The organism is Denitrificimonas halotolerans (assembly GCF_034259425.1).
GTDB classification, from domain to species: Bacteria; Pseudomonadota; Gammaproteobacteria; order Pseudomonadales; family Pseudomonadaceae; genus Denitrificimonas; species Denitrificimonas halotolerans.
On record NZ_JAXIVU010000003.1, the window covers coordinates 1 to 25,148 of the forward strand.

The 25,148-nt window shown below is 45.7% G+C and carries 20 protein-coding genes and 3 pseudogenes; 4 read left to right on the plus strand and 19 right to left on the minus strand.

Annotated elements, in window-relative coordinates:
* The coding region (locus TOI97_RS03240; RefSeq protein WP_321552891.1) for a zinc ribbon domain-containing protein at positions 1–109 on the plus strand (109 nt) is incomplete at its 5' end.
* A 36-nt stretch (positions 110–145) separates the two neighbouring features.
* Here TOI97_RS03240 and gloA read toward each other — a convergent pair.
* The 15 genes from gloA to TOI97_RS03315 all read right to left on the minus strand — a co-directional run bounded on the left by gloA (position 146) and on the right by TOI97_RS03315 (position 18,957).
* A complete protein-coding gene (gene gloA / locus TOI97_RS03245) occupies positions 146–538 on the minus strand; it encodes a lactoylglutathione lyase (protein WP_321552695.1) in 393 nt (130 codons plus the stop codon).
* Between the two features lie 176 nt (positions 539–714).
* Positions 715–1,829, minus strand: a protein-coding gene (locus tag TOI97_RS03250; protein WP_407651309.1) for an IS3 family transposase whose coding sequence is annotated in 2 segments (ribosomal slippage) — positions 715–1,538 and positions 1,538–1,829 — 1,116 coding nt in all. Because the reading frame shifts where the segments join, the coding sequence is not laid out codon by codon here.
* 265 nt (positions 1,830–2,094) lie between these two features.
* Positions 2,095–2,319 carry a hypothetical protein gene (locus TOI97_RS03255; protein WP_321552697.1) on the minus strand — a complete coding sequence of 75 codons (225 nt, stop codon included), beginning with the start codon at positions 2,317–2,319 and terminating at the stop codon, positions 2,095–2,097.
* A gap of 68 nt (positions 2,320–2,387) precedes the next feature.
* The gene (gene prpD / locus TOI97_RS03260) at positions 2,388–3,875 is read right to left on the minus strand and encodes a 2-methylcitrate dehydratase (protein WP_321552698.1); all 1,488 of its coding nucleotides are present in this window, start codon (positions 3,873–3,875) and stop codon (positions 2,388–2,390) included.
* Between the two features lie 181 nt (positions 3,876–4,056).
* Positions 4,057–5,274: an argininosuccinate synthase gene (locus TOI97_RS03265; protein ID WP_321552699.1), complete on the minus strand. Its 1,218-nt coding sequence runs from the start codon at positions 5,272–5,274 to the stop codon at positions 4,057–4,059.
* A 195-nt stretch (positions 5,275–5,469) separates the two neighbouring features.
* Complete coding sequence (locus TOI97_RS03270; RefSeq protein WP_321552700.1) at positions 5,470–5,811, minus strand: zinc ribbon domain-containing protein YjdM; 342 nt, start codon at positions 5,809–5,811, stop codon at positions 5,470–5,472.
* Positions 5,812–5,998: 187 nt separating this feature from the next.
* Positions 5,999–8,239 carry a GTP diphosphokinase gene (gene relA / locus TOI97_RS03275; protein WP_321552701.1) on the minus strand — a complete coding sequence of 747 codons (2,241 nt, stop codon included), beginning with the start codon at positions 8,237–8,239 and terminating at the stop codon, positions 5,999–6,001.
* A 52-nt stretch (positions 8,240–8,291) separates the two neighbouring features.
* Positions 8,292–9,644 carry a 23S rRNA (uracil(1939)-C(5))-methyltransferase RlmD gene (gene rlmD, locus TOI97_RS03280; protein WP_321552702.1) on the minus strand — a complete coding sequence of 451 codons (1,353 nt, stop codon included), beginning with the start codon at positions 9,642–9,644 and terminating at the stop codon, positions 8,292–8,294.
* On the minus strand, positions 9,641–10,537 hold the full coding sequence (gene cysM / locus TOI97_RS03285; RefSeq protein ID WP_321552703.1) for a cysteine synthase CysM: 897 nt from the start codon (positions 10,535–10,537) through the stop codon (positions 9,641–9,643). The genes rlmD and cysM overlap by 4 nt, the downstream gene beginning before the upstream one ends.
* A 177-nt stretch (positions 10,538–10,714) precedes the next feature.
* Positions 10,715–11,434 (minus strand): uracil-DNA glycosylase, encoded by a 720-nt coding sequence (gene ung / locus TOI97_RS03290; protein WP_321552704.1) that lies wholly within the window; start codon positions 11,432–11,434, stop codon positions 10,715–10,717.
* A 94-nt stretch (positions 11,435–11,528) separates the two neighbouring features.
* Positions 11,529–12,359, minus strand: coding sequence for an NADPH-dependent 7-cyano-7-deazaguanine reductase QueF (queF, locus tag TOI97_RS03295; protein ID WP_321552705.1), 831 nt, complete (start codon positions 12,357–12,359; stop codon positions 11,529–11,531).
* Positions 12,360–12,431: 72 nt separating this feature from the next.
* On the minus strand, positions 12,432–12,746 hold the full coding sequence (locus tag TOI97_RS03300) for a DMT family transporter (RefSeq protein WP_321552706.1): 315 nt from the start codon (positions 12,744–12,746) through the stop codon (positions 12,432–12,434).
* Positions 12,743–13,171: a multidrug efflux SMR transporter gene (locus TOI97_RS03305; protein ID WP_321552707.1), complete on the minus strand. Its 429-nt coding sequence runs from the start codon at positions 13,169–13,171 to the stop codon at positions 12,743–12,745. Before TOI97_RS03305 ends, TOI97_RS03300 begins: the two co-directional genes overlap by 4 nt.
* Before the next feature lie 372 nt (positions 13,172–13,543).
* Positions 13,544–17,224, minus strand: a complete 3,681-nt coding sequence (locus tag TOI97_RS03310) for a translocation/assembly module TamB domain-containing protein (protein WP_321552708.1) — start codon at positions 17,222–17,224, stop codon at positions 13,544–13,546.
* Positions 17,221–18,957: an autotransporter assembly complex protein TamA gene (locus TOI97_RS03315; RefSeq protein WP_321552709.1), complete on the minus strand. Its 1,737-nt coding sequence runs from the start codon at positions 18,955–18,957 to the stop codon at positions 17,221–17,223. The genes TOI97_RS03310 and TOI97_RS03315 overlap by 4 nt, the downstream gene beginning before the upstream one ends.
* Positions 18,958–19,328: 371 nt before the next feature.
* Here TOI97_RS03315 and xthA point away from each other — a divergent pair, with 371 nt between their 5' ends.
* From xthA to TOI97_RS03330, 3 genes and pseudogenes are all read left to right on the plus strand, one after another.
* The gene (xthA, locus tag TOI97_RS03320) at positions 19,329–20,144 is read left to right on the plus strand and encodes an exodeoxyribonuclease III (RefSeq protein WP_321552710.1); all 816 of its coding nucleotides are present in this window, start codon (positions 19,329–19,331) and stop codon (positions 20,142–20,144) included.
* Between the two features lie 404 nt (positions 20,145–20,548).
* A pseudogene (locus tag TOI97_RS03325) lies at positions 20,549–20,902 on the plus strand (SDR family oxidoreductase); the annotation flags it as partial.
* Between the two features lie 364 nt (positions 20,903–21,266).
* Positions 21,267–23,057, plus strand: a complete 1,791-nt coding sequence (locus tag TOI97_RS03330) for an ABCB family ABC transporter ATP-binding protein/permease (protein WP_321552711.1) — start codon at positions 21,267–21,269, stop codon at positions 23,055–23,057.
* Positions 23,058–23,142: 85 nt separating this feature from the next.
* Here TOI97_RS03330 and TOI97_RS03335 read toward each other — a convergent pair.
* From TOI97_RS03335 to TOI97_RS03350, 4 genes and pseudogenes are all read right to left on the minus strand, one after another.
* A pseudogene (locus tag TOI97_RS03335) lies at positions 23,143–23,429 on the minus strand (zinc ribbon domain-containing protein).
* A 167-nt stretch (positions 23,430–23,596) separates the two neighbouring features.
* Positions 23,597–23,842: a helix-turn-helix domain-containing protein gene (locus tag TOI97_RS03340; RefSeq protein ID WP_321552713.1), complete on the minus strand. Its 246-nt coding sequence runs from the start codon at positions 23,840–23,842 to the stop codon at positions 23,597–23,599.
* A gap of 60 nt (positions 23,843–23,902) precedes the next feature.
* Positions 23,903–24,013, minus strand: a pseudogene (locus TOI97_RS03345) (transposase); the annotation flags it as partial.
* Positions 24,014–24,269: 256 nt separating this feature from the next.
* Positions 24,270–25,145 carry a F0F1 ATP synthase subunit gamma gene (locus TOI97_RS03350; protein WP_321552714.1) on the minus strand — a complete coding sequence of 292 codons (876 nt, stop codon included), beginning with the start codon at positions 25,143–25,145 and terminating at the stop codon, positions 24,270–24,272.
* Between the last annotated feature and the right edge of the window lie 3 nt (positions 25,146–25,148).

The following is a 25,148-nucleotide window of genomic DNA, read 5'->3' on the forward strand; positions in this document are numbered from 1 at the left end:
ATGGACGTGCAGTGGGTGTGGTGTCACCCACGATCGCGATATCAACGCGGCACGTAACATTCTCGCGGCCGGGCATGGTCGTCTAGCAGTAGGAATCCCCGTCCTTTAGGTCGGGGAGGATGTCAATCAAACCTAACGTGAATCATTAGTCTGCACGACTGGGTGATAGCAGCTCAATCTTGTAACCATCTGGATCTTCTACAAATGCCAAAATACTTGAGCCGTGTTTCATGGGACCTGGCTCACGGGTGATTTTTCCACCACGCGCACGAATTTCTTCACAAGCTTTATAAACATCTTCAACTTCCAAAGCGATATGACCATAACCATCACCAAGATCATACTGATCCACGCCCCAATTATGAGTTAATTCAATCACACTATTTGTGGCCTCATCACCATAGCCAACAAACGCTAGAGTAAACTCACCCTCTGGGTAATCACGACGACGCAATAATTTCATACCCAATACTTCTGTATAAAAAGCGATGGAAGCCTCAAGGTCACCAACACGCAACATTGTATGTAAAAGCCTCATTGTTTACTCTCCTTAACGCTATAACAACATAAATAAAGCACTGCCACGCAGGCCGGCTGAGTCTACCCATATGACGTATTATTTCACAGTCTCCTACCCAGACACTATGGCAAACATTCTTATCTTACCAGTGACTAGGTAATCCCCCCATTTATAACAGGGTTCAAAAGTAGATATCAGGCCACTATGGCCAACTTTTGTTTAGGGGTAATGCCGCCAAGCCCCATATTAGGGCGTTCGTTATTGTAGTGCCAGAGCCATTGAGTCGCATAATCTTGAACAGCTGCAATGCTCTCAAATAAATACTGGGCGAGCCAGTCATAACGCACAGTACGATTGTAGCGTTCGATATAAGCATTCTGTTGCGGATTACCAGGCTGAATAAAATCAAGTTTAGTTGCCCAGGCACCTAGCTTTCCGCTGATATATTCGGGTCCATTATCACAGCGAATTGAGCTAGGCTTACCGCGCCATTCAATAACCCGATCCAGTGTTAGAATCACGCGCTCTACCGGTAGTGAAAGATCAACTTCAATGCCCAAGCCTTCGCGATTAAAGTCATCGATGATATTCAAAAGCCGGTAATTGCGACCATCACTCAGCTGATCATACATAAAGTCCATTGACCAGCAGGCATTTATAGCTTCAGGAACGGCCAGAGGCTGCGGTTTATCACGCACTAAGCGTTTCCTAGGCTTGATACGTAGGTTCGGCTCAAGCTCTCGATAGATGCGGTAAATGCGCTTATGGTTCCAGCAAAAGCCTTTCACGTTACGCAAATATAGAAAGCACAATCCAAAGCCCCAGTTTCTATGGTTATGAGTCAGACGAATCAGCCAGTCAGCAATTTCAGCGTTTTCATGGCTGAGTTTGGCTTGAGAGCGATAGCAGGTTTCACTGATGCTAAAAATCAGGCACGCCAATCTAATGCTGATTGCTTTTTCATTAACGGCTCGTTGTGCCATCTCACGACGCCGAGACGGCTTCACCACTTTTTTTCGATGGCCTCTTTAAGAATCTCGGCTTTCAAACGCTCCTCAACGCTCATTGTTTTAAGACGACGGTTTTCTTCTTCAAGCTCCTTTAAGCGGGCCATCATTGACGCATCCATGCCGCCAAACTTGGTGCGCCATTTATAAAAGGTTGCACTGCTCATGCCGTGCTCACGGCACAGCTCAGGAACTGGCACACCATTTTCGGCTTGCTTCAAGACTGAGAGGATTTGGCTGTCGGTAAATCGTGATTTTAGATCGCTGCGCGTTACTGCGTTGCATGCAGAATCTCCTTGCATATAGCTTATGGAAAATTCTACTTATGAGCACTGCTATTTTTCGGGGGGATTACCACTATTTCTTGTTATCAATGCTGACGCGCCGCGAGCGAGGCCTGATTTCTTAGGCAGCAGCCGTTGACATACCGGACTTATGCCGGACTTACGTAAACCTCCGCAGACAGAGACGAGTAGCATTCCCCAACTTCACTATACTTTGCTGCTTGATGTTGAGTGCCGCGCTGACGCCCTCATGCTGCGGGTACGAAGATTTACGCGGAGCTTACTAAGCCTGAAAACTTTTATTAGGATCTTTGACAGGTACCTGTTCGAGTAGCTGAATGATGGCTGCATTACCACCCAACTCAGCCAGTTCCAAAAGATAACTTTTCTCAACATCAAGCATGGAACGATCAACTAAATACTGCTTTACCACGGTTTCTTCGCCATTGATGATGGCACTTTTCAAAGCAATGAAATGTCCCATGCGATGCTTGTTTCTTGTAGACATATCACGCCCTCTTAAGCAATAGGATACGACCTTCCACTTAACATGCAGCATTAGTGGCCCGTCAAAATTTAACCAATTAAAAATAAATCCATAAAATGATTAACCGCTGTAGCTTCAAGCTGAGCTTGATCTTTACATAAACTGAAGATGGTTTCGGATTGCTGGCTCGGAAAACGTGTGGCTAAATTCGCTTTAAACTTCTCCTCCAGCAGAGGGATCCCTTCTTTACGACGGCGGCGATGGCCCACAGGATATTCCACAACCACTTCCTCTGTACCACTACCATCTTTAAAAAACACCTGGATTGCGTTAGCAATTGAGCGCTTATTTCCCTCCAAATATTCGGCACTGAAGCTTTTATCTTCAATAATCTCCATCTTTTCACGCAACTCATCGATCAACGGATTCGCCGCATGAAAATCATCCTCATAATGCTCCGCTATTAAATCTCCAAAAATTAATGGTACAGCAACCATATACTGCAGACAGTGATCACGATCTGCTGCATTAGCTAAAGGACCTGTTTTAGAAATGATACGAATAGCTGACTCATGAGTACGGATGACGATTTTCTCAATCTCTGCCCACCGCCCCTTAACCATTGGGTGCAAAGTAACAGCGGCTTCAGCCGCAGTTTGAGCATGAAATTCAGCCGGAAAAGAAACCTTAAATAAGATATTCTCCATCACATAAGAACCGTAGTCTTGCGAGAAAACAAACTGGCGTTCAGACAGCGGCTTAAGCATATGATCTTTATTAGTCGTTGCAAAAGAAACGTCATAAAAGCCCCACTGCGGAGCTGTTAAAACACTCGGCACCCCCATTTCACCGCGCATTGACATGTCGGCCAAACGTACTGCTCGTGACGTCGCATCACCTGCAGCCCATGACTTGCGTGAGCCTGCATTGGGTGCATGGCGGTAAGTGCGCAAAGCTGAACCATCGACCCATGCCTGGGAAATTGCAGCCATAATTTGCTCTCTATTGCCTCCCATCATTTTAGTTACAACCGCAGTTGAGGCAATTCGTACCAATAAAACATGACACAAGCCAACACGATTAAAGGCATTTTCTAATGCAATCACTCCTTGAATTTCATGAGCCATAATCATAGCTTCAAGGACTTCGCGCACGAGCAAAGGTGGCTCACCTCGAGCCAACCGAACCTGAGACAAATGATCCGCTACAGCTAAAATACCACCTAAATTATCTGATGGATGCCCCCACTCAGCAGCTAACCAGGTGTCATTGTAATCTAACCAACGAATAATACAGCCAATGTCCCAAGCTGCTTTAACCGGATCAAGTACATGTGATGTGCCAGGTACACGAGCACCATTCGGAACCAAAGTGCCAGAGACAATAGGGCCAAGATGTTTAGTGCACTCTGGAAAGCGCAACGCTAGCAAACCACACCCTAGTGTATCCATTAAACAGTTACGAGCAGTATCTAGTGCTTCGACACTGATGACCTTATAAGTTAATACATAATCTGCGATATCTTGAATGACCTGATCATAATCAGGTCTTATATTTATGTCTGCATTACTGGTCATTTTATTATCCTTATTTGTCTGACTGATTGTTTAAGCAAACTCCTATCTGTTTTATCTCCGTTTAATGATGCTTTTGCACACCATAGCTCAACTGAAACACCCAAAAGCACTCTATTTGAAATAAAAAAGCCACCGCAAGGGTGGCTTTTTTAGAGTTCAAGCAACAATTGCTACTGCTAGCTTACAGCAAGCGACGACCTTTAGAAGCCGCAATACGTAAGCGCAATGCATTGAGCTTAATAAAACCTGCTGCATCAGCTTGATCATAAGCTCCAGCATCATCTTCAAAGGTTGCAACGGCAGCATCAAAAAGTGAATCGTCTGACTTGCGACCAATGACAATAATATTACCTTTGTACAGTTTTAAACGTACAACACCATTAACATTTTCTTGCGATGCATCAATCATCTGCTGCAACATGGCGCGCTCAGGGCTCCACCAGTAACCGTTATAGATCAGCTCTGCATACTTAGGCATCAAGCTATCTTTTAAGTGTGCAACCTCTCGATCAAGGGTAATAGACTCAATCGCACGATGCGCTTTAAGCATGATGGTACCACCTGGGGTTTCATAGCAACCACGCGCTTTCATACCCACATAACGGTTTTCGACGATATCAATACGACCGATACCGTGCTCACCACCAATGCGATTCAACTCTGCCAATACTGTTGCCGGTGTCATTTCAACACCATCAATGGCAACAATGTCGCCCTTACGATATGTCAGCTCAATGTATTGTGGCGTTTCAGGTGCTTTTTCTGGAGAGTTAGTCCAGCGCCACATATCTTCTTCACTTTCTGCCCAAGTATCTTCTAAAACCCCGCCTTCATAGGAAATATGCAGTAAGTTAGCATCCATTGAGTATGGTGATTTTTTATTACCATGACGCTCAATTTCAATACCATGCTTAGCTGCGTAATCCATCAATTTTTCACGGGATAGTAAATCCCACTCACGCCAAGGAGCAATGACCTTAACACCAGGCTTAAGCGCATAAGCACCTAGCTCAAAACGTACTTGGTCATTACCTTTACCCGTTGCACCATGTGCAATTGCATCAGCACCGGTCTCATTAGCAATTTCAATTAAACGCTTAGCAATCAAGGGGCGTGCAATAGAAGTACCAAGCAAGTACTCACCTTCATAGATGGTGTTAGCACGGAACATTGGGAAGACAAAGTCACGAACAAACTCTTCGCGCAGATCGTCAATGTAGATTTCTTTAACACCTAGGGCTTCTGCTTTAGCACGTGCTGGCTCGACTTCTTCACCTTGACCTAAATCAGCGGTAAAAGTAACAACTTCACAGTTGTACGTATCTTGCAGCCACTTAAGAATGACCGAAGTGTCCAAGCCACCGGAATAGGCGAGAACCACCTTCTTGACGTCTGTCATGCCTTCAACTCCACGAAAATATGCAATAAAAAATCTATTCTACTGCTGACAGCCAATAATTTATAGTGCCATCCAAGCGAAGAATAAAATAACGTACCAACAAATGGCGCAGCTAGATTTAAATACGCTATATCAAAAAGAGCGTACAAAATTACAGCTACGCAATATAAGGCTGTGCAGCCCTCATTTTACAATTCAAGCCTTTTTCATAAACTCTGATTTAAGCATAATTTTTTGTCCATCAATACGACAATCTAAATCATGGTCACCGTCAACAATACGAATATTAGTTACGCGGGTACCCATTTTAATCACAGTTGAGCTACCTTTAACTTTTAAATCTTTAATCAAAATAACCGTATCTCCATCAGCCAAAGGCGTACCATGGGCATCTCGGACCACTTTTTCATGACTTTCTTCGACTTCCTGCTCTGCATCCATAGGCCACTCATGACCACAGGTTGCACACACATAGTTCTGAAGGTCAGGATAAGTGATTTCTTCTTTACAAGCAGGGCAAGGTGGAAACTCTGACATACAATTACATCCTTCTAACACGTATTGATAATCCAGCATGGTTTTAATTGGCCCAATCAGCATTTAAAACTGGCATGCCCGTTCGAAACTGCAAGAATAACCAACTCCACCGATTAAGGCTATTAAGCTTCATCAAACCCTGATCGCTGATCATCGCCCTTTGAGTTGCTCCATTCATTGCGGGACACTAATGCCGCTGGCGACGCACCTCAATAATATTTGGCAACTGTGAAATACGTCCCAATAAGCGCCCTAACTCATCTAAACCAGGCACCTCTACAGTAATATTCATCGTAGCCGTGTTATCTTCTTTACTGACGCTAGTTTGCAGTGCGACGATATTCATCTTTTCATTCAACAAGACTTGTGACACATCACTGAGCAAGCCCGAGCGATCGTAAGCGCGTATCAGCACATCCACAGGGTAGGTCTTCACAGGCTCAGTCCCCCAGCCCACTTGAATCATACGCTCTGGCTCACGGCGACTGAGCTGTAAAGCCGTTGAGCAATCTTGTCTGTGAATCGTCACACCGCGCCCCACTGTGATATAACCTACAATGGGCTCGCCCGGCACAGGCTGACAACAACCGGCCATCTGTGTCAGCAAATTCCCTACGCCATGGATCCGCACCTCATCTCGGCCTGGTGCATGTTCACTGGGTTTACGTGGAATCAGATCCAACTGCTGCTCGCGTCGCTCATGCGGCTCTATTAGATACTGTGCAGCACCTAAAGCGTGCGCCAAGCGCACATCTCCCGCACCAAGACCAGCAAATAAATCTTCACTGGTTTTAACGTTCAAGCGCTCAGCTAAACGTTCATAATTAATGGGGCCGATAGCCAGTCGTGCTAACTCACGCTCGAACATCTGCTTACCTGCCGCAACATTCTTATCACGTGCTTGCAGCTTAAACCACTGCGCTACTTTTGCTCGTGCGCGTGCGGTGGTCAGATACCCTAAATGCGGGTTCAACCAATCCCGGCTAGGGGTACCATTTTTACTGGTAATTACCTCAACTTGCTCACCGGTTTTCAAGCTGTAATTGAGCGGTACAATGCGTCCATTTACTTTAGCGCCACGACACTTATGACCAATTTCTGTGTGTACACGATAAGCAAAATCCAAAGGCGTTGCACCTTGCTGCAAATCAATAGCATGACCATCAGGCGTGAAGACATAAACACGATCTGGAACAATATCAATCCGCAGTTGATCCGCTAAACCTCCAATGTCCCCCAACTCTTCATGCCACTCAAGCACTTGACGCAACCAAGAAATTTTTTCTTCATACTGATCTGACTGGCTATTAATATCGGTGCCTTTATAACGCCAGTGCGCACATACCCCTAACTCGGCTTCTTCATGCATTTCATGAGTACGAATCTGTACTTCTAGCACCTTTCCCTCAGGCCCAATCACTGCTGTGTGCAACGAGCGGTAACCATTTTCTTTAGGGTTAGCAATATAGTCATCAAACTCTTGAGCAATATGACGCCAGCGTGTATGTACAATCCCAAGTGCGGTATAGCAGTCCCGTACTTGCGGCACTAAAATACGCACAGCTCGAACATCGTAAATCTCACTAAACTGCAAACCTTTCTTCTTCATTTTGCGCCAAATCGAATAAATATGTTTTACTCGACCACTGACATCGGCATCCACATTGGCTCTGCTCAATTCGTCACGCAGTTGTTGCTCAACATTACGAATAAAGCGCTCACGATCAATCCGACGCTCATGCAGCAAGCCAGCAATTTCCATATATTGCTCTGGCTCAAGGTAGCGGAAAGATAAATCTTCCAACTCCCACTTGATGTGCCCAATTCCTAACCGATGGGCAAGCGGTGCATAAATATCAAAAACCTCACGAGCAACACGTAAACGCTTCTGCTCTGGTGCATTTTTTACTTCACGAATGGCACAAGTACGCTCAGCTAATTTAATCAGTGCAACACGCACATCATCTACCATAGCCACGAGCATGCGACGCAAGTTTTCCACCTGACCTTGCGCATTCAAAACAACATTAGTATTCGGATTAAGGCTAGCGCTAATGGCAGCCATCCGTAGAACCCCATCAACCAGCTTACTTACAGTTGGGCCAAAGAGGCGCTCAACCTCTACGAGCTGTGCTTTTTCTTCTCGCACAGTGCGGTATAGAATCGCGGCAACTAAAGTATCCTGATCAAGCTTTAAATCCACCAATATTTGTGCAATTTCTAAACCAGTGCGCAGACTCGATGCACCCTCCGCCCATACCCGCTGAGCAACATTCGCTTTATGTTCTGCTGCTTGGGCAAACTCCGTGGCCTTTAATAGGCCCTCCGCATCAAGCGTAGGATCTATCGTAAGAATTTCACCGACCCATTTCGGCAAATCAATGCTGCCATCTTCACGAACGGGATGTTCTGTTCTGACCTGTACCATGACCAATCCTTCGAGCCTAAGACTCTCACAACCTGCGAGCTCAATAGGCCGCCTATTTTTTCACAAACAATGCCATTGCTTCGGCATGCCCCGTCTGGGCAAACATATCCAGTACACCTGCTTTGTGTAAACGGTAGCCACGTGACGTTAATACTGCAGCATCACGCGCTAATGTAGCAGGGTTACAAGAAACATAAACAATACGTGAGACTTTCAACTTCGCGATATCTGCAACAACAGCTTGTGCACCCTCACGTGGTGGATCTAATAAAGCAGCTGCAAATTTACTACAAGCCCAACTATTCTCACGCAAGGGCCGAGTTAAATCACTGTGATAAAAGCGCACATTATTAATCCTATAGGCCTCTGCATTGCCACTTGCACGTCTCAACATAGCAGCAACCCCCTCAACAGCCACAACCTCTGCAGCCTGCAGTGCCAATGGCAAAGCAAAATTACCTAAGCCGCAAAACAAATCTAGAATACGCTCATCTGCCTGCGGTGCTAACCATTCCAATGCTTGTACAATCATGGCTTCATTCATGATCGCATTCACTTGAACAAAATCACCTGGCTGATACGCAATATCTAAAGCAAAACGAGATAAAGGATAGCTCAGCTCTTGCCCCGCTTGAGCAGGTTGAGGTTCACCTACCCCCTGCAGCCATAATTGAGCCCCCTGCTCAGCGCAATAAGAGCGTAGTTGTTGCAAATCCTCAGGGTGAAGTGCTTGTATATGGCGTAATAATAATGCAGTACTGCGACCACTAAATAATTCCACATGACCTAAAGCTTGCGGTTGCTTAAACCCATTCAATAAGGTTCCTAAGCCAGCGAATAAAGGCTGTAATTCATCAACTAAAACGCTGCAGTCCGTCACTTCCACAATAGTAGAACTGGCTAAACCACGAAATCCCACATACACATGCTTCTGCTTAGCATCGTAACGTACTGATACACGTGCACGGCGACGATAAGCAAAAGCTGGCCCCAATAAAGGCTTTGCCCACTCTTCAGGTGTTACTCCCTCACGGCTGAACTGCTCGACCAAATTGGCATGTTTGAGTTCAACCTGCTGAGCATGGGTAATGTGCTGCAATGTACACCCACCGCACTGCCCCACCCATTGACACTTCGGTTCAATACGTTGAGAACTACGGCTGTGTAAGGCCACCACTTGCGCCTCCACTACTTTACTGCGCGCGGATAATACCTGCACCTGTACCTGCTCACCCGGCAAGGCACCACTGACAAACCAAGTACGCCCTTCAACAAATGCAATACCACGACCATCATGAGCTAAGCGCTCAATCTTGAGCACCTGTTTTTTGCCCACAGGCAAAGTATTTCGCTCACCACCGGCAGGTTGAAAGCGCAAGCTTTTAGGTGCTTTGGAACGTTTCATACAGACTCCAGAGCAAAGACACCGCTCGATAGATAGCGATCACCCCGATCACAAATAATGGCTACTAAAACTGAATTTTCAACGGTCTTAGACACTTCCAACATGGCCGCCACTGCGCCACCGGAAGAAACGCCACAGAAAATACCTTCTTCACGGGCCAAACGGCGCATACAATCTTCCGCATCTTCTTGCCCCATATCGATCACCTGATCCACTCGACTGGCCTCAAAAATACTGGGCAAATATGCTTCAGGCCAACGACGAATTCCCGGAATGGTTGCTCCATCAGTAGGTTGCAAACCAATCACCTGAATCTTAGGGTTTTGCTCTTTCAGATAGCGAGAAACCCCCATAATAGTTCCTGTTGTTCCCATAGAACTAATAAAATGGGTAATTTGGCCTTGGGTCTGCTGCCAAATTTCTGGTCCTGTAGAATTATAATGCGCTACCGGGTTGTCTTGATTAGAAAACTGATCCAGAACAATCCCCTTACCCAGATCTTGCATCTCTAATGCTAGATCACGAGCCGTTTCCATAGAATCCACCAGAATTAATTCAGCACCGTACGCCGTCATTGCAGCTTTACGCTCAGCTGTTGAGTTATCCGGCATGATTAACAGCATTCGATAACCTTTAATTGCTGCAGCCATAGCTAAGGCAATACCTGTATTGCCTGATGTTGCCTCAATTAAAGCATCACCTGGTTGAATACGCCCGCTACGCTCTGCGCGCTCAATCATAGATAAAGCCGGTCGATCTTTAACCGAGCCCGCAGGGTTATTACCCTCGAGCTTGACCAATAACGTATTTGTTGTCTCACCGCCAAGACGCTGTAAGCGGATGAGTGGAGTATTGCCGATGCAGTCGGCCAAGGTTGGGTAGTGAACAGTCATAGAATAAAAACAGCATCAAGTTTAGAAAAGATGCCTATGATAGCGCCAAATGCAGCCAGTCCATAACCCGCGTATGCATCAACTTATAACCTAAGACTATAAAGCTTAAGTATATTGCAAATTTACTGGTTATTGCATGCTGCTATACCGGCATCCCTCAGGCACATACACTGCCCTTTACAGGTCCAACCCTGTTTGAACTACCGCAGCTTTCGGCAATTTCCAATCAATAGGCGTTTGCCCTGTACGCTGTAAAAACTTATTGCACTGACTGAAATGACCATTGCCTATAAAGCCCCGATAAGCTGATAACGGAGACGGATGCGCCGAGGTCAACACCAAATGCCTAGTACCATCAATGCGCTCACCTTTACTACGGGCATGAGCTCCCCACAATAAAAACACGACGTTCTCACATTGCTCATTCACACAATCAATGACTCGATCCGTAAAACGCTGCCAGCCAGTCTTAGCATGAGAGCCGGCTTTGGCTTGCTCCACTGTCAAAGTCGTGTTGAGTAGTAACACTCCCTGCTCAGCCCAACTTTGTAGGCAACCGTGTTCAGCAATAGGAATATTCAAGTCCCGCTGCAACTCTTTATACATATTGAGTAAAGAAGGTGGAATCGCGACCCCTTCAGGCACAGAAAAGCTCAAGCCATGCGCCTGCCCTGGGCCGTGATATGGATCTTGGCCTAAAATAACAACCTTGACCTGAGGCAATGGAGTTAAATTCAATGCATTAAAAATCTGTGCCCCTGGTGGGAAAATCACTTTTCCCTGCTGTTTTTCCTCGCGCAAAAAATCAGCCAAGTTACGCATATAAGGCTGCTTAAACTCATCTGCTAAAACAGCCTTCCAACTTGCTTCTAATTTCACCCGGTCATCTTGCGTCATACTTTAAACCTATAATAAAAACAGCCCTATATACTTAAGGCGCTATTAAAAACGATACACCAGTCAATCAACCTATCCATCACCAGTTTATGGCTTATTGCCTAACTAGGCGTCGATTTTCAATATGAACCGGCTCTGAGCTGCGCACAGGGTTTATATCTAAACCTCCACGGCGTACATAGTGCGCACTAACACTTAAAAATTCCGGCTGCAGACACTGATATAGATCTAGATAAATACGCTCTACACACTGCTCATGAAAGTCTTGATGCTGACGAAAGCTCACTAAGTAAGTTAATAAGCTAACATGATCTAAAGCAGGGCCGCGATAATTGATGATCACAGTCCCCCAGTCCGGCTGACCTGTTACGGGACAGTTCGATTTTAATAAGTGACTATAGAGCTGTTCTTCTACTTGATTAGTACTGCAGGCCAACATTTCGCTATGGGGATGCTCATAAATACTTAAATTAACATCCAGGTCATCAATGCATATACCTTGCGGCTCATACACCCCTTCAGCAACTGCATCACGCAAGGCTTTAATCTTAACCTGCACCGGTGCTTGTGCAACTTTAGATAAATCCTCAACTAGCACCGCCTCAACGTCAGCAAAACTGGCAAAAACACTTTGATTTAAAGAGTTGAGATACAACTTAAAGGATTTGGATTCGATAATCTGCGCTGAGTCTGCAGGCACTGTGAACTGTGCCATGGCTACAACAGGCTTACCTGATGGCAACAACCACGACAGCTCATAACAATTCCAAATATCAACACCTACATAAGGGAGGTTTTCAGCGGTAAAATCCAACTCTTGCCACTTGACACTTCGAGCAATACCAAAAAGCAAGCTGGGATCATACTGACTGATATAAGCGCTAGTTTTCCCGAGAGGAGAATCTTGGGCTGGATGATTTGGCATGAATGCTGCTCCGTAAATAAGTGGGAGCAGCATTGTAAAGAAAGTTAAAAATAGCGCCAGCTTTGTACCGGTTTAGATCTGTAGAGCAACGATCCCAACCACAATACAAGCAACACCGATCATACCTTGAGTACCTAAACGAGAGTTAAACAACCAACGGTCTAGCAACACTGTACCTAAGACCCCTAACCCTCCCCACACGGAGTAGGCAACACCTAAAGGAATATGGCGTACAACAAAGCTTAATAAAACAAAGGCCGCAATGATGGCTAGCAACCCAGCAATGCCCCAAACTGCTTTCTTAAACCCTTTTGAGCGCTTAACACAATAACAAGCAATCAAATCAAGTGAAACTGAACCGACTAATAAGGTAACTGGAACAATCATAGCGCCACCTCACCTAACCTAGACTTAGATGCTTTAGCTTGTTGTTGCACGGCAACTTTCTGCAGCGCTGGCTGCTTTTTCGCTTCACTGACTTCCTCTTCCGGCTGTCCCTTATCAAAGGTGACCAACAGCAAACCTGTCAACATCAAACCAATAGCAAACATTTCAACCATAGTGAGATATTCGCCAAACAATACAACACCGGCAAGACCAATCAAGAACAAACCTAAGCCTTCCCAAATGGCATAAGACACCGCCAACGGGATACGTATCACTGCTCGCGAGAACAAATAGAAAGACAATGAAATCATAACTGCCATGACTAAATAGCCAATAACAGGTGAGCTGGTTGCTGCGTATTTCATACCTACTGTGCTGATTACCTCAGCAATTACGGCTAAAGCCAACATTAACCAGTAATACATTTTAAAACCCCTTATAGGGATTCTCTGAAAAAGCACTCAAACCTTAGTCTTGGTTTATATACAGCAGCTCTTTTAGAGAGTCCTTAATTTCTAGATACAACTATTCGTTCAAGTTGCTCAACAACTCGAAAGACCTTAAAACAAAAATGTTTAAATAAACTGTGTAACAAGAAGGGATTAGCTATGTACCGCTGCGCCAGCGTTTCTCATAGATATGAAGCTTTAAGATGGGAGTGAAACCAAACCACGAGCTAGACATTAAACCACTTTTGGGTGACTTCGATACATGTAGTCTAGCATAAAAAATAAACAAATCCTAATTTAGGTCTATACGCATCATTCGAGGAAACTGTCAAGAGTTGCCCCTCTGTCCTAATAATTACGTTTATAGAAAATATCCAATGAGTTCGCTAGTCCACTAGCCGCTTCTAGGTACATGCGCTTACTCAACTCATAACGCAAAGCTAAAGTACTCGCAGGCTCAAAGACGCCAACCCCATAACGCAAACTCATACGCTCACTAAGACGCCCTGTTGCCACAACACTTGAAGTGACACCACTGCCTTCGCTTTCTAAGCTAAAATCTTGGACACCAAATGCTTCTGCAATTTTGCTGGTGATAGGAGCAGTACCCATAAGGCCTAAAGCCAATGCAGCTTGTGCCATCAAATTACCATCGTCATCGCCCCCATGGAGTGGGCGTCCTAATAGCAACCAAGACAGTGCTTGTTCTTGACTCATTGCAGGGTTAGAAAAAATCTCACTTTGCGGCTGCATGGCCGGTCCAGTTAAACGCAAGCCCGCTGTAACGTCACCCGTCACACGCACCGCTTCTATATCTAAGAATGGATAACTTAAGGGCCCTGCAAATAACAACCGCGCTCGGCGCAACTCTAAACGCTGTCCATACGCACGATAGCGCCCATTGAGCAGTTCCAACAGCCCCCGCCCTGCTAAATTATCCCCCACTTGTAATTGCCCACGCAGATCTGCCTCCAAACCAAAACCAGTAAAACGTAAGCGATCAGTACCAACATCCAAATCAATGTCCATCCCTACCTGTAAGGCACTCGTAGGTTCTCCTTGCCCTAAAACTCTTGCGTCAGCAGAAACATGCACTGCCTGTTCAGGCAGCTGAGGAATGGTAATTAAACCTTCAGGCACAGCAACTTTACCACTAATAAATAAGCGCTCATCCTTCAAGCTGATATGCAAGTCTGGCGCCATTTTAATATCGGCGTAAGGTTCAACATGCAAAGGTAGCTGATCACCTTTTACATCAATGTCCACCAATAGTTGATCCGCCCAACGCACAACACCGGCAATGCTACCCACTCCCTTATCACCACTTTTCCAGCCACCATTGAGCTGTAAATGCTCACCTTTAATGTCAGCACGCAACTGCAACTGCTGAAAAGGCACCGGTAAATCTCCACCACTCAACTGTGCTTCACTGATTTGTACGAAGCCTGTTACCAGCGGTTTAAGCAAGGTGCCGGCTAACATACCACGCCCTTCGAGCTGTCCTTTAATTGTTTCAACCTGACTCACAAATGGACGTAAAGCAGATAAATCAACATTATTGATATCAAAATGACCTTGAAGTTTTTTCTGCTCACTGCGCGGATCAATATTAGCAAGTACTTCTAAATGCCCACTCTCAACGCCTGTCAGTTGCAGTTTAGAGCTAATTGCTCGATCACCTAGATCACTATTGAGCTGTAAAGTTTTCCAAGCAAAGGTTTCCCATACTTCTTCATGCTTAACTCGCAACTCCCCCTGCCCAGCATCCAAACGGATTACTCCAATGGGCCCCTTATCACGCAACTTAACTTGAAAAACACCGTTGATCTGCCCATCTAACTGTGCTTCTTCTGGTAAAAATGCCTGAAAAGCTGCCAAAGGGAAGTTCAATAAGCGATAGTCAATTTGAGCTTGCGGTAATAAACGCTGTTTGCCTGCACATAAACTCGCACCGTTATGCTTAAAACAATGCGCAGCAACCATTAACTCACCATTATCTCGGTATTCAATGGCAGTCTTTTTGTCTAAAGCCCAATCTTGCTCATGGCTGCTTAAGAGTAGTTTATTTAACTGACCCAACCAGTTTCCCTTATGCAAACCACCAGCCAATTTAATCTCTGTGTTTAATAGTGGCCCTGCAAGCGTCAACTGTCCTTGGTGCTTGTCTAGACGCCCTCTACCATCAATATGTAAAGCACCAATTTCGGTTTCACCACTCCAAATATGCTTGGCATCCAAACTCAATTCAGCACGCTGTTGAGATAATAATTCCGCCAACAACTCAAACTGTCCGACGCGCTGACCATCGTAAGCAACACCCTCAGCTTGCAACTGTACTTCAGCCAACGGGTCAGCCAAATGACCAGACAGCCGAATATGACCGTTGGCCTGTCCCGCCAAACCAGGCCACAATTGCACTAAACGTGGCAACTCAATACGAACATCACCTGCTAATGCATCATCAACTCTAGCAACCGCATAAATACGATTATCACCTAAACGAACATCCGCATTGTTTAATTGCCAAACCGGCGTCTGCTGGGGCTTTTGCTCACCCTGCAGATCCATCTGAAAAAGAGCAGGAGAGCTGCGTAGAGTACCTTCTAAATCAGTCTGCACGCTCATTTGCAGCAGGCCATCTGACATTACCCCTTGAGTTTGGATATGCCCAGCCAGTTCTCCAGACAACTCTGCGAGCCAGTAAGCAGGGTCCAGCTGGCTAGCTTGAACATCAGCTAGCCACTCCAACCCTTGAGCGAATCCCACTGTAGCCGTTCCCAGTAAGCGGCCTTGTCCTGCTTCGAGCAAGAATTCACTGAGTTCTATCTTTTGTTCATTACCAAAAAAACTTGTCAGTAACGTAAAAGGCCCTGCAGGGCCTAGCAAATCACCATCGATCTGCCCCTGATATTGACCTGTAGCATAACTGACTTGTCCGGTTAAACGTTGCAATTGCACAGGAACTTCTTCTTGCTGCAATAATTGATGCCAAGGAAAATCCTGCCACTGCAATTGAACATCAGCTGTTAATTCATTTTTCCAATGAGCTACACCCTGCACAGCCACAAAAGCTTTTTCGTTGGCACTTAGACGTAATGATTGCAAACGCGCCTCTGTCGTCTGCACTAAAGCGGTCAGACTAAGCTCCATTTTATCTGCCGTGCTCGAAAGTACACCTAGGCCATCCACGTGATAGCCTTTTTGTAAGTCCCCTTGCAACTCCAATGCCAAATCAGCAACCGTCAAAGTATCCGGCAAGTCTGGCGTCGCCTTAAAGTCAGCAAGTTTAATACTGATCTGTGCCGGCACATTCACATCTAGCGCCTGCACTTGCCCTTTAAGCTGAGCTGCAGCATAACCCTGAGTCGCTGCAACAAGGTTTAAGTTTTGTAAACTGCCTGTGAGCTGCGCCACTACATCCAAAGCGGGCGCATCGGGTACCGGCACATATGCATTGACTTGTAAATCCACAGGCCACCCCAAGCTAGGCATTATACTGCCTGTAACATTTACCTTATATTCCTGATATTGCAAAGCAAATTCAGAAATGTAAATCCCTTCTTCTACCCAGCTAGCACGCAACTCTGCATGACTTACTAGGGATTCTCCGTTAAGGCTAAACTCATCCACCCGCACCTCTCCCACTTCAATGCTCAGTGGCAGTTGCAGATCAGGCAATTCAATGCCTTGTGCAGGCTCATTTGTGGGCATCGATTCAGGTAACTGTAATTCAATTCGTGCAGCAGTCAACGCATCTAAGCACAAAGTACTGCGCAATAAACAGCTGGGACTCAAACTCATGTGCGCCTGATTGATTTGCACCCTCATATCATCATTTTCCCAAAGCAGCTCCTCTGCATGCCATTGCGATAATAGAGCACCACGCCAACCTTGCACTGTTAAACCGGGCACTTGTTTAAGAACCCAACGACTACCACCCTGAGTAGCCAACAAAGCACTAGAAAGACCAAGTAATACAATAGTCAGAATTAAAACACTCAACACAATACCAATGCTGATGCGCTTCATAATTCAGGCCCCATAGAAAAGTGAATCCGCCATCCCTTGTTTTCATGGAACGCACGAGCCAAATCAAGACGTATAGGCCCCACAGGAGAAATCCAACGAATACCCACTCCCGCACCTGTATTCATCGTATCGCTTAAAGCGTTAAATGCGTTGCCTTGATCAATAAAGGTGGCAAAGCGCCAGCTTTCAGCAAAGCTATATTGATACTCAATACTACCTGCAAACATATAACGCCCACCTTCACGATTATTCTGCTCATCTCTTGGCGACAAGGTTTGATAACCATAACCTCGTACACTTTGGTCTCCCCCAGCAAAGAAGCGTAATGATGGCGGAAATTTTTTATAATCATTGGTACCAATTGCACCAATTTGTGCACGACCGAGCAGACGATGCTTATCGGCAAAAGTGTGCAAACCACGTGCTAATGCCGAAACATGAAACACATCAGCATCAGCTAAAAGACCTTGCTTCGCCCCACGTAGATCCCACTGTAAGCGATAGCCGTGACTAGGGTCGATCGGCGAGTTACTGCGCAATACTGAATAACCAATTCCAGGCATTAAGAAACTATGACGACCACTTCGCCCACCACTGCCAAAATCATACTTTTCTTCTTCCCAACGTAGCGACACAACCCTCATCCATTCACTGGGCAACTGTGCATGCCACTGCCCCCCAAAACTGGTTAAACGACTATCGGCATCGACCAACTCCTCACTCTGATAACCGGCAGAAAAGCGTAGGTGATCAGTAAGCGCAGCCTCTAAAGGAATTTGATACCAAACAGCTGCACTCTGCCTAGGTTGCGACACCTCACTCTCAACCCCTAGTTTATGCCCACGTCGATTTACCCGATGCTTCTCCCAACCAAACCGGCCACGTGGGCCCACATCAGTGGAGAAGCCTGCACCTAAACTAACCGTCCGTGGCTTAACCGGTTCCAAAACAACTTTTACAGGTATATCTAAAGGACCATTAGGATCACCCACTGCATCCACACGCACGCGCTCAAAGTAACCTGATGATTGTAAATTTTGGCTGAATTTCGCCACTAAAGCAGCCCGATAAGGAGTGCCTGGTTGAAAGGGTTGTAAATTCCTTAAGAGCTTCTGATTAATTTTGGACTGTTCAGAAAATGTAACCTCACCAAAACGATAACGAGGCCCGCTGACAAATACTAAATTAATATCTACCACGCCCATTTGCGGGTCGATTAATAGTTCTTGCTGAGTAAAGTGCGCTGCAAAAAAACCAAAGCGTAAAGCTTGGTTCTGGAGCATGTTTTTTACATCATCATAAGCACTGTGATCCAAGCGTGCGCCCACTTTTAAACGCTTATCATCAGGTATCGCAAAAGCAGGTAGTTGTGCAGCCTCACCCTGTACTTGAATATTCACTGTGCGCAAACGCACCGGCTCCCCAGCCTCAATCCGAACCTTTAATTGAGGCTTAGTATCCTCAGTCACTCGCACTGAAATCTTGGCTTGGTAATACCCCAAAGCCTCACTCGCGAGGCGTGTTTGTTGCCTGACTGCTCGCTTTGCAGCATTTAATGCTTTCGCATCACCTACCGCCAGCGGCTTAAGATAGGCTTCAATATTGTGCTTTAATTCAGGCAGCTCAGGCTCCACCTTCACATCTAAAGACTCAGCTGCCCATACAGATATAGGCAAACAAATACAGAAAGTCATTAAAAAACAAATGGCAATACGCCTGATGTCAGCACTCATAAAGAACCAGTAATTGGATTAATAAATTGTATCATCCGCAGAGTTACACTGACTTGCATGCGACTGGATGAGTTGCGAGCACTCTACAGGTCAAAATAACAGTCAAAGTATAGCCTGCAAAAAAAAAGAATTTCACCCTTTATCCTCCGCACTCTCAGCAGAGCCGTAAACACCTTTACCATTACACTAAAGTAAACTTATAGAGCACCTTGCCTGAGCTTCGAGTAAAATCACTCAACTTCGCCGGAGAATTTCACCTCATAACTCTCAATCAGCGCAACAAGGATCTATAATCCCTTGCATTACACTCAGTCTTTACTGAGGCGTATGTATTTTTAAACCACCGGACTGTATTTCAAACAAGGGTTAGTATGAAGTTTATTTCTTTTAATATTAACGGGTTACGCGCACGCCCTCACCAACTGGCTGAACTCATTGCCAAGCACAACCCAGATATCATTGGCCTACAAGAAATCAAAGTGGCCGATGAGCAATTCCCTGAACAAATGATCCGAGATCTAGGCTACACCGTGCACTACCACGGACAAAAAGGTCATTACGGTGTCGCTCTGCTTTCTCGTCAAGAGCCCCTATCCATCCATAAAGGTTTCCCAGATGATGACGAAGATGCTCAACGCCGCTTTATTTGGGGTGTCTATAATGACCACTCTGGCAATCCAGTGACCGTCATGAATGGCTACTTTCCACAAGGTGAGAACCTCAGCCATGCAACCAAATTCCCTGGAAAAGAGAAGTTTTACGCTGACCTACAACAACTGATCGAAACCCAGTTTACCCCTGCTGACCCACTGATCGTCATGGGTGACTTTAATATCTCTCCAGAAGATAAAGACATTGGTATTGGCGAGCAGAACGCTAAACGCTGGTTACGCACTGGTAAGTGCAGCTTCCAACCAATCGAACGTACATGGCTAAAAAAGCTTAAAAACTGGGGTTTAGAAGATAGCTTCCGCGTCCTACACCCGCAAGTTAACGACCAATTCAGCTGGTTTGATTACCGCAGCCGTGGCTTTGAAGACCAGCCTAAACGTGGCCTACGCATCGATTTAATTATGACTAGTCAGGCACTCAATGCTCGCTTACTCGATGCCGGTATTGACTACGAGCTACGCGCTATGGAAAAACCTTCCGATCATGCACCAATCTGGCTGGAGCTCAAAGCATAAAGCAATCAATAACGACTGTTGTCTGATTGAAAAAGCATACGCTAGCCATTTAATTATGGAAGGTAACGCTCCAACCATAAACAAATATAAGAGCTCGATATACCACTTGCCAATCAAACCATTCAAACGCTCGACGGCGAAGGGCTCAATGCTGCGGCTGTCGTCCGCTATCTCAAGCCACCACCGCATCTGGAAACTGGCGAACCCACAATTGGCCAGTTTCCAGATGGTACATCCAATTTGACGTATTTACTGTCTTCCCCTGAGCAAGACCTTGTCCTGCGCTACCCTTCTTTTGGCAACAAGGCTCAGCCTACACAAGTGATATGGAGCGAGAATTTTAATTCTTAACCGACTCAATGCAGACTTTCCATACTGCCCAAAAGCCTATGTGCATTGCACTAGGCAATGGCAGTATTATTAATGTCGCCTCAATCAGTGATGTAACCTCGGCACAAATGCAGGGCATTTATTCCATTACAAAAGCAGCGGTAATTAGTATGACTAAAGCTTTTGCTAAAGACTGCGCCAACGTTGGTATCCGCTGCAACACCCTACTAACAAGTATAACCAATACTAAATTTGCAGCTGCACTCACTTCTAACGACGCCATTTTAAAGCACGCCCTATAACTCATTCCTCTTAAGCGTGTGGCTAACCCTAGCTGAATGGGTGGAGCTGTAGTGTACTTGGCCAGTGATGCTTCTAGCTACATCACAGAAACCACACTGACCGTAGTTGGCAGAATACTGGCCTAGGCCCCTCACGGCGACAAGTTGAAGGTATTACTGCAATTGACGTGCCTTATACTTGACCAAAAGAGTCTTTTTACTCTATTCCTACTCGGCCCTGTGTATGGCGCTCAAACGCTCACACCCTTCGACACTTTGCATTACAAGCTCGGCATTACAAGCTCGTGATCGCACCGCTATTCTTTTAACATGACCAGATAACAACACTGAACAAGCTTGCCTCAAGCTCAGTATAATCTCTAGCAGAGAACCTCCTGCGTTGCATTCCCACACTCGGCGTACGAGGTATTTTGCCTTTCTGGTAAACTCTGCTACCTGAATGGATGCGTCACTCTGTACGCTCGCTGTTTTTCATTGAAAAGGAACATCTGTGCGCCCCTCAACTGATAACAACTACCAAGGTCATAAGCCGAACTGGAAAATCATTGCCGAACTCTGGCCCTACTTAACGGAATTTAAAGGCCGTGTTGTCCTCGCTGTAGGCATGCTCATACTGGCCAAAGTCACCACAGTTTCTACGCCCATTGCCCTTAAATATATCGTCGATTACCTAGATCAACATCGTGCTGCTGATATGCTCCTATGGGTGCCTATTATGTTGGTTATTGCATACGGCACACTACGCTTTAGCAGCACTCTCTTTAGTGAATTGCGCGATGCTATCTTTGCTCGCGTCGCAGAGCGCGCCATGCGCCGTGTTTCTTTACGTGTTTTCCGTCATTTACATCAACGCGAACTGGCCTTTCACCTCGACCGTAAAACCGGTGGTTTAGCCCGAGATATTGAACGCGGCACCCGCGGTATCAGCTTTCTGCTACGTTTCACCTTATTCAATATAATTCCAACTCTTCTAGAGATCGTGATGGTCGCTAGTATTCTTTTGGTTGCCTTCAATGCCAGCTATGTTCTGGCCATTTTTATATCAGTACTGATATATGTAGTTTTTTCCATACGTGTTACAGAGTGGCGCACCGGCTTTGTTCGCGAAGCCAATATCCGTGATAATCAGTCAAATTCGAAAGCCATCGATAGCTTACTGAATTATGAAACCGTTAAATACTTCAATAACGAGCGCTTCGAAGCTGAACAATATGACAATGACTTGGTACTGTGGGAAAAAGCACGCCTCAAAAACCGCCTATCAATGGCTGCATTAAACACTGGGCAAGCCTTTATTATTGGAGCATCCCTCATAGGGATTTTAATCATGGCCGTTAACGAAGTGGCCAGCGGTGCAATGACTTTAGGTGATTTCACTATGGTGAACGCCTATCTCATCCAACTTTTTATTCCGTTAAACGCACTGGGTTTTGTCTACCGTGAAATTCGTCAATCATTAGTCAATGTAGAACGACTCTTTGGTTTGCTAGAAGAACACCCCGCCATTGAAGATGCACCTTATGCTCAAGCACTTCATTTAACTCAAGGCGAGATAGCCTTCCATGATGTGCACTTTAGCTACAATCCTGATCGCACTATTTTAAAAGGCGTCAGCTTTACAATCCCAGCAGGGCATAAGGTTGCAGTAGTTGGCGCAAGCGGGGCTGGCAAGTCCACACTCGCTCGCCTGCTATTTCGTTTTTTTGATGTCAGCAGCGGTCACATCAGCATTGACGGTCAAGATATTCGCCAAGTGACCCAAGACAGCCTGCGTAACCTCATTGGTGTCGTACCGCAAGATACAGTGCTGTTTAATGACAGCATCTACAATAACCTTGCCTATGGTCGCCCGAGCGCTAGCCAAGAGGAAGTTGAGCATGCCGCACGGCAAGCTAACTTACATGATTTCATCATAAGCTTACCAGAAGGATATAAAACCAAAGTTGGTGAACGTGGTCTTAAGCTTTCAGGTGGTGAGAAGCAGCGTGTAGCTATTGCGCGAGTATTATTAAAGAACCCACCGCTACTGATTCTAGATGAAGCTACATCCGCTCTGGACTCGATCTCTGAGCATATCATTTTAGATGCCCTGAACGAAGTCAGCCGACAACGCACGACTTTGGTCATTGCCCACCGCCTTTCAACAGTCAGCGATGCCGATACCATCTTAGTAATGGAACAAGGCGAAATTATAGAAAGTGGCAGCCATAATGCGTTGTTGGCTCTAAACGGTTACTACGCCAAGCTCTGGCAGCAGCAACAGCACACTACTAAAACCTGAGTCCAAGCCAGAACAATCTTCATGAACTACCCGCCACTTTAGTAGTGGGGGGCCTAGGTCATGCACGGACTTAGTGGAGGGGGCGTTACACCACAGCAGAGGTTATGCTAATTGACTCGGCTAACTCTCTAGCACCGAGGGTTTCTGTCATTGATATCCAGCAGCGTAACCCTTCCTTGGGGAGGTTGATGCTGGCGTTATAATCACGATCTAGAGTTTTATTGCAACTTGGGCACTGCCATTGCCGCATGGCTAGGGTGAGCTCACCCTTACCAAGCGCATGATCGCAACCTGAACAGGTTTTAAACGATGGAAACCATCGTCTAGCTTGATGAGCTGTTTGCCATACCACTCTGCTTTGTAGTCCAGCATCGTGGCAAACTGTGACCATGAACTGTCGCTGATCGCTGTAGCTTAATTGAGCGGTTGGTAACAGCAATCGTGCCTTTTGGGTTGTTGGTCGTGTAGCTTTCCTTAATGCCTTTCCTTTTGAACTTAGGGTAGCCAAAACCACCCTTGAAAAAACGTTGAAAGGCGCTTTACAGGTCAAGCTGGACGTTGGCCAGCGCCAAGCTGTCCACTTCTTTAAGCCATTCAAATTCTTTTTTGTACTGGGCAGGCGTGTTTCTTAGTGTGGTCTTAGTTTTTTCATAATGCTCTACTTTATCGTGGAGCATTTTATTGTAAACAAAGCGAGCGCAACCAAACGACTTGGCAAAAAACACCTGCTGTTCTACCGTTGGGTAGAGCCTGTATTTATAGGCTTTAAGGACTTGCTTGCTCATTTTACTGGCCTTACCCCTGACTTACGATGTACTGCTTTACAACATCAAGCGGTGCACCACCTTTGCTCTGCTCGATACAACAGCATCAAATACCTTTCTGCGGTACTTGGTGATAAGTATCAAGTGATAATTGAGCAAAAAGACCGAATGATAATTTGTGTCTAAGAGCATCTATTTTCAAGAACCCCTAGCCTTAAGACTGAATCTTATTTCATCATGCAAACACCTAAAGGTAAGATCAAAAGCGCATTCATCCCACCACCTAAGACCTAAAAGTTGGGGAAATTCTGCTAGCAATTGTTAAAGACCTACTGTAGCCGCTACTACAAGTAATCGACAACCTGGGCAGCAACCAACCCAATCGGTGTGTCGCACGCATAGCATACATCTATTATTTCAATGCTAAACATCAGTAACTTTAAATGCTTTAAAGTTTAGCTAAGTGCCCAATCACAATATCCATTAACTCATTGGTAATTTCATCTTGGCGCACACTGTTTAAATCTTGCTGCACGGCATCCAGCTGCTCATCTACCGATTGCTCAGCCTGCTGCATCAATGCCAAGCGCGTAGCATTCTCTGTGACCATTGCTTCCGCCGAAGCACGAAAAACACTGGCAAACACATGATTACGTATCAATGAAGCTAAAAGATCCTTCGTCCTCATGGTGTAATCAGGTAAGGAACGCGACGACCAACGCTGCTGCGGTTGCAACAATGCTTCATCCAAAGGCAATAAAGGACGTATTACTGTTTCTTGATAGCCATGCTTAGCTCGTTGAGTAAAGATTAAAGTTACTGCTAAGTACGCCAACGCCTGCCCCCGACCTAAACGCTCAATATGCGTCACTATATCCCCAGCTAAACGCCCTATCCCATCGGCCGAAGCGGGCGGCATCAAAATTGCATCAGGAATAAAATCATGCTCGTATAACGCATTAGCTAATCGTGATCCAATACAAAGGATATGTTGCTGCAACATAGGTTGTTTCTGCGTATATTGCACAACTGCACCAGCGACAAGCTCGTTATAGTTGCCGCACAAACCATGATCCGAACCAAAAGCAACAAGCAAACGTTGAGCAGGCTGAGTCACTTCAGTCAGCTGACTCATACCACCAGTGCGGTAAACAAATGCAGCCAACCCCTGCAACACCGTACGGTGATAAGCCTCAATGGATTCTGCAGCTTGTTCATAGGGCGCAGCATTAATTGCTGAGAGAGTTTTCATGGTATGCACAATCCCTCTAATACTGGTGAGGGTGTCATTTTTACGGCTTAAATGCTCTAGGGTTTGCGCCATTTA

Bases quoted from the DNA above. Each gene is read 5' to 3' on its own strand.
- gloA (WP_321552695.1), bottom strand. From the start codon at position 538: ATGAGGCTTTTACATACAATGTTGCGTGTTGGTGACCTTGAGGCTTCC.
- TOI97_RS03255 (WP_321552697.1), bottom strand. From the start codon at position 2,319: ATGTCTACAAGAAACAAGCATCGCATGGGACATTTCATTGCTTTGAAA.
- prpD (WP_321552698.1), bottom strand. From the start codon at position 3,875: ATGACCAGTAATGCAGACATAAATATAAGACCTGATTATGATCAGGTC.
- TOI97_RS03265 (WP_321552699.1), bottom strand. From the start codon at position 5,274: ATGACAGACGTCAAGAAGGTGGTTCTCGCCTATTCCGGTGGCTTGGAC.
- TOI97_RS03270 (WP_321552700.1), bottom strand. From the start codon at position 5,811: ATGTCAGAGTTTCCACCTTGCCCTGCTTGTAAAGAAGAAATCACTTAT.
- relA (WP_321552701.1), bottom strand. From the start codon at position 8,239: ATGGTACAGGTCAGAACAGAACATCCCGTTCGTGAAGATGGCAGCATT.
- rlmD (WP_321552702.1), bottom strand. From the start codon at position 9,644: ATGAAACGTTCCAAAGCACCTAAAAGCTTGCGCTTTCAACCTGCCGGT.
- cysM (WP_321552703.1), bottom strand. From the start codon at position 10,537: ATGACTGTTCACTACCCAACCTTGGCCGACTGCATCGGCAATACTCCA.
- ung (WP_321552704.1), bottom strand. From the start codon at position 11,434: ATGACGCAAGATGACCGGGTGAAATTAGAAGCAAGTTGGAAGGCTGTT.
- queF (WP_321552705.1), bottom strand. From the start codon at position 12,359: ATGCCAAATCATCCAGCCCAAGATTCTCCTCTCGGGAAAACTAGCGCT.
- TOI97_RS03300 (WP_321552706.1), bottom strand. From the start codon at position 12,746: ATGATTGTTCCAGTTACCTTATTAGTCGGTTCAGTTTCACTTGATTTG.
- TOI97_RS03305 (WP_321552707.1), bottom strand. From the start codon at position 13,171: ATGTATTACTGGTTAATGTTGGCTTTAGCCGTAATTGCTGAGGTAATC.
- TOI97_RS03310 (WP_321552708.1), bottom strand. From the start codon at position 17,224: ATGAAGCGCATCAGCATTGGTATTGTGTTGAGTGTTTTAATTCTGACT.
- TOI97_RS03315 (WP_321552709.1), bottom strand. From the start codon at position 18,957: ATGAGTGCTGACATCAGGCGTATTGCCATTTGTTTTTTAATGACTTTC.
- xthA (WP_321552710.1), top strand. From the start codon at position 19,329: ATGAAGTTTATTTCTTTTAATATTAACGGGTTACGCGCACGCCCTCAC.
- TOI97_RS03340 (WP_321552713.1), bottom strand. From the start codon at position 23,842: ATGAGCAAGCAAGTCCTTAAAGCCTATAAATACAGGCTCTACCCAACG.
- TOI97_RS03350 (WP_321552714.1), bottom strand. From the start codon at position 25,145: ATGGCGCAAACCCTAGAGCATTTAAGCCGTAAAAATGACACCCTCACC.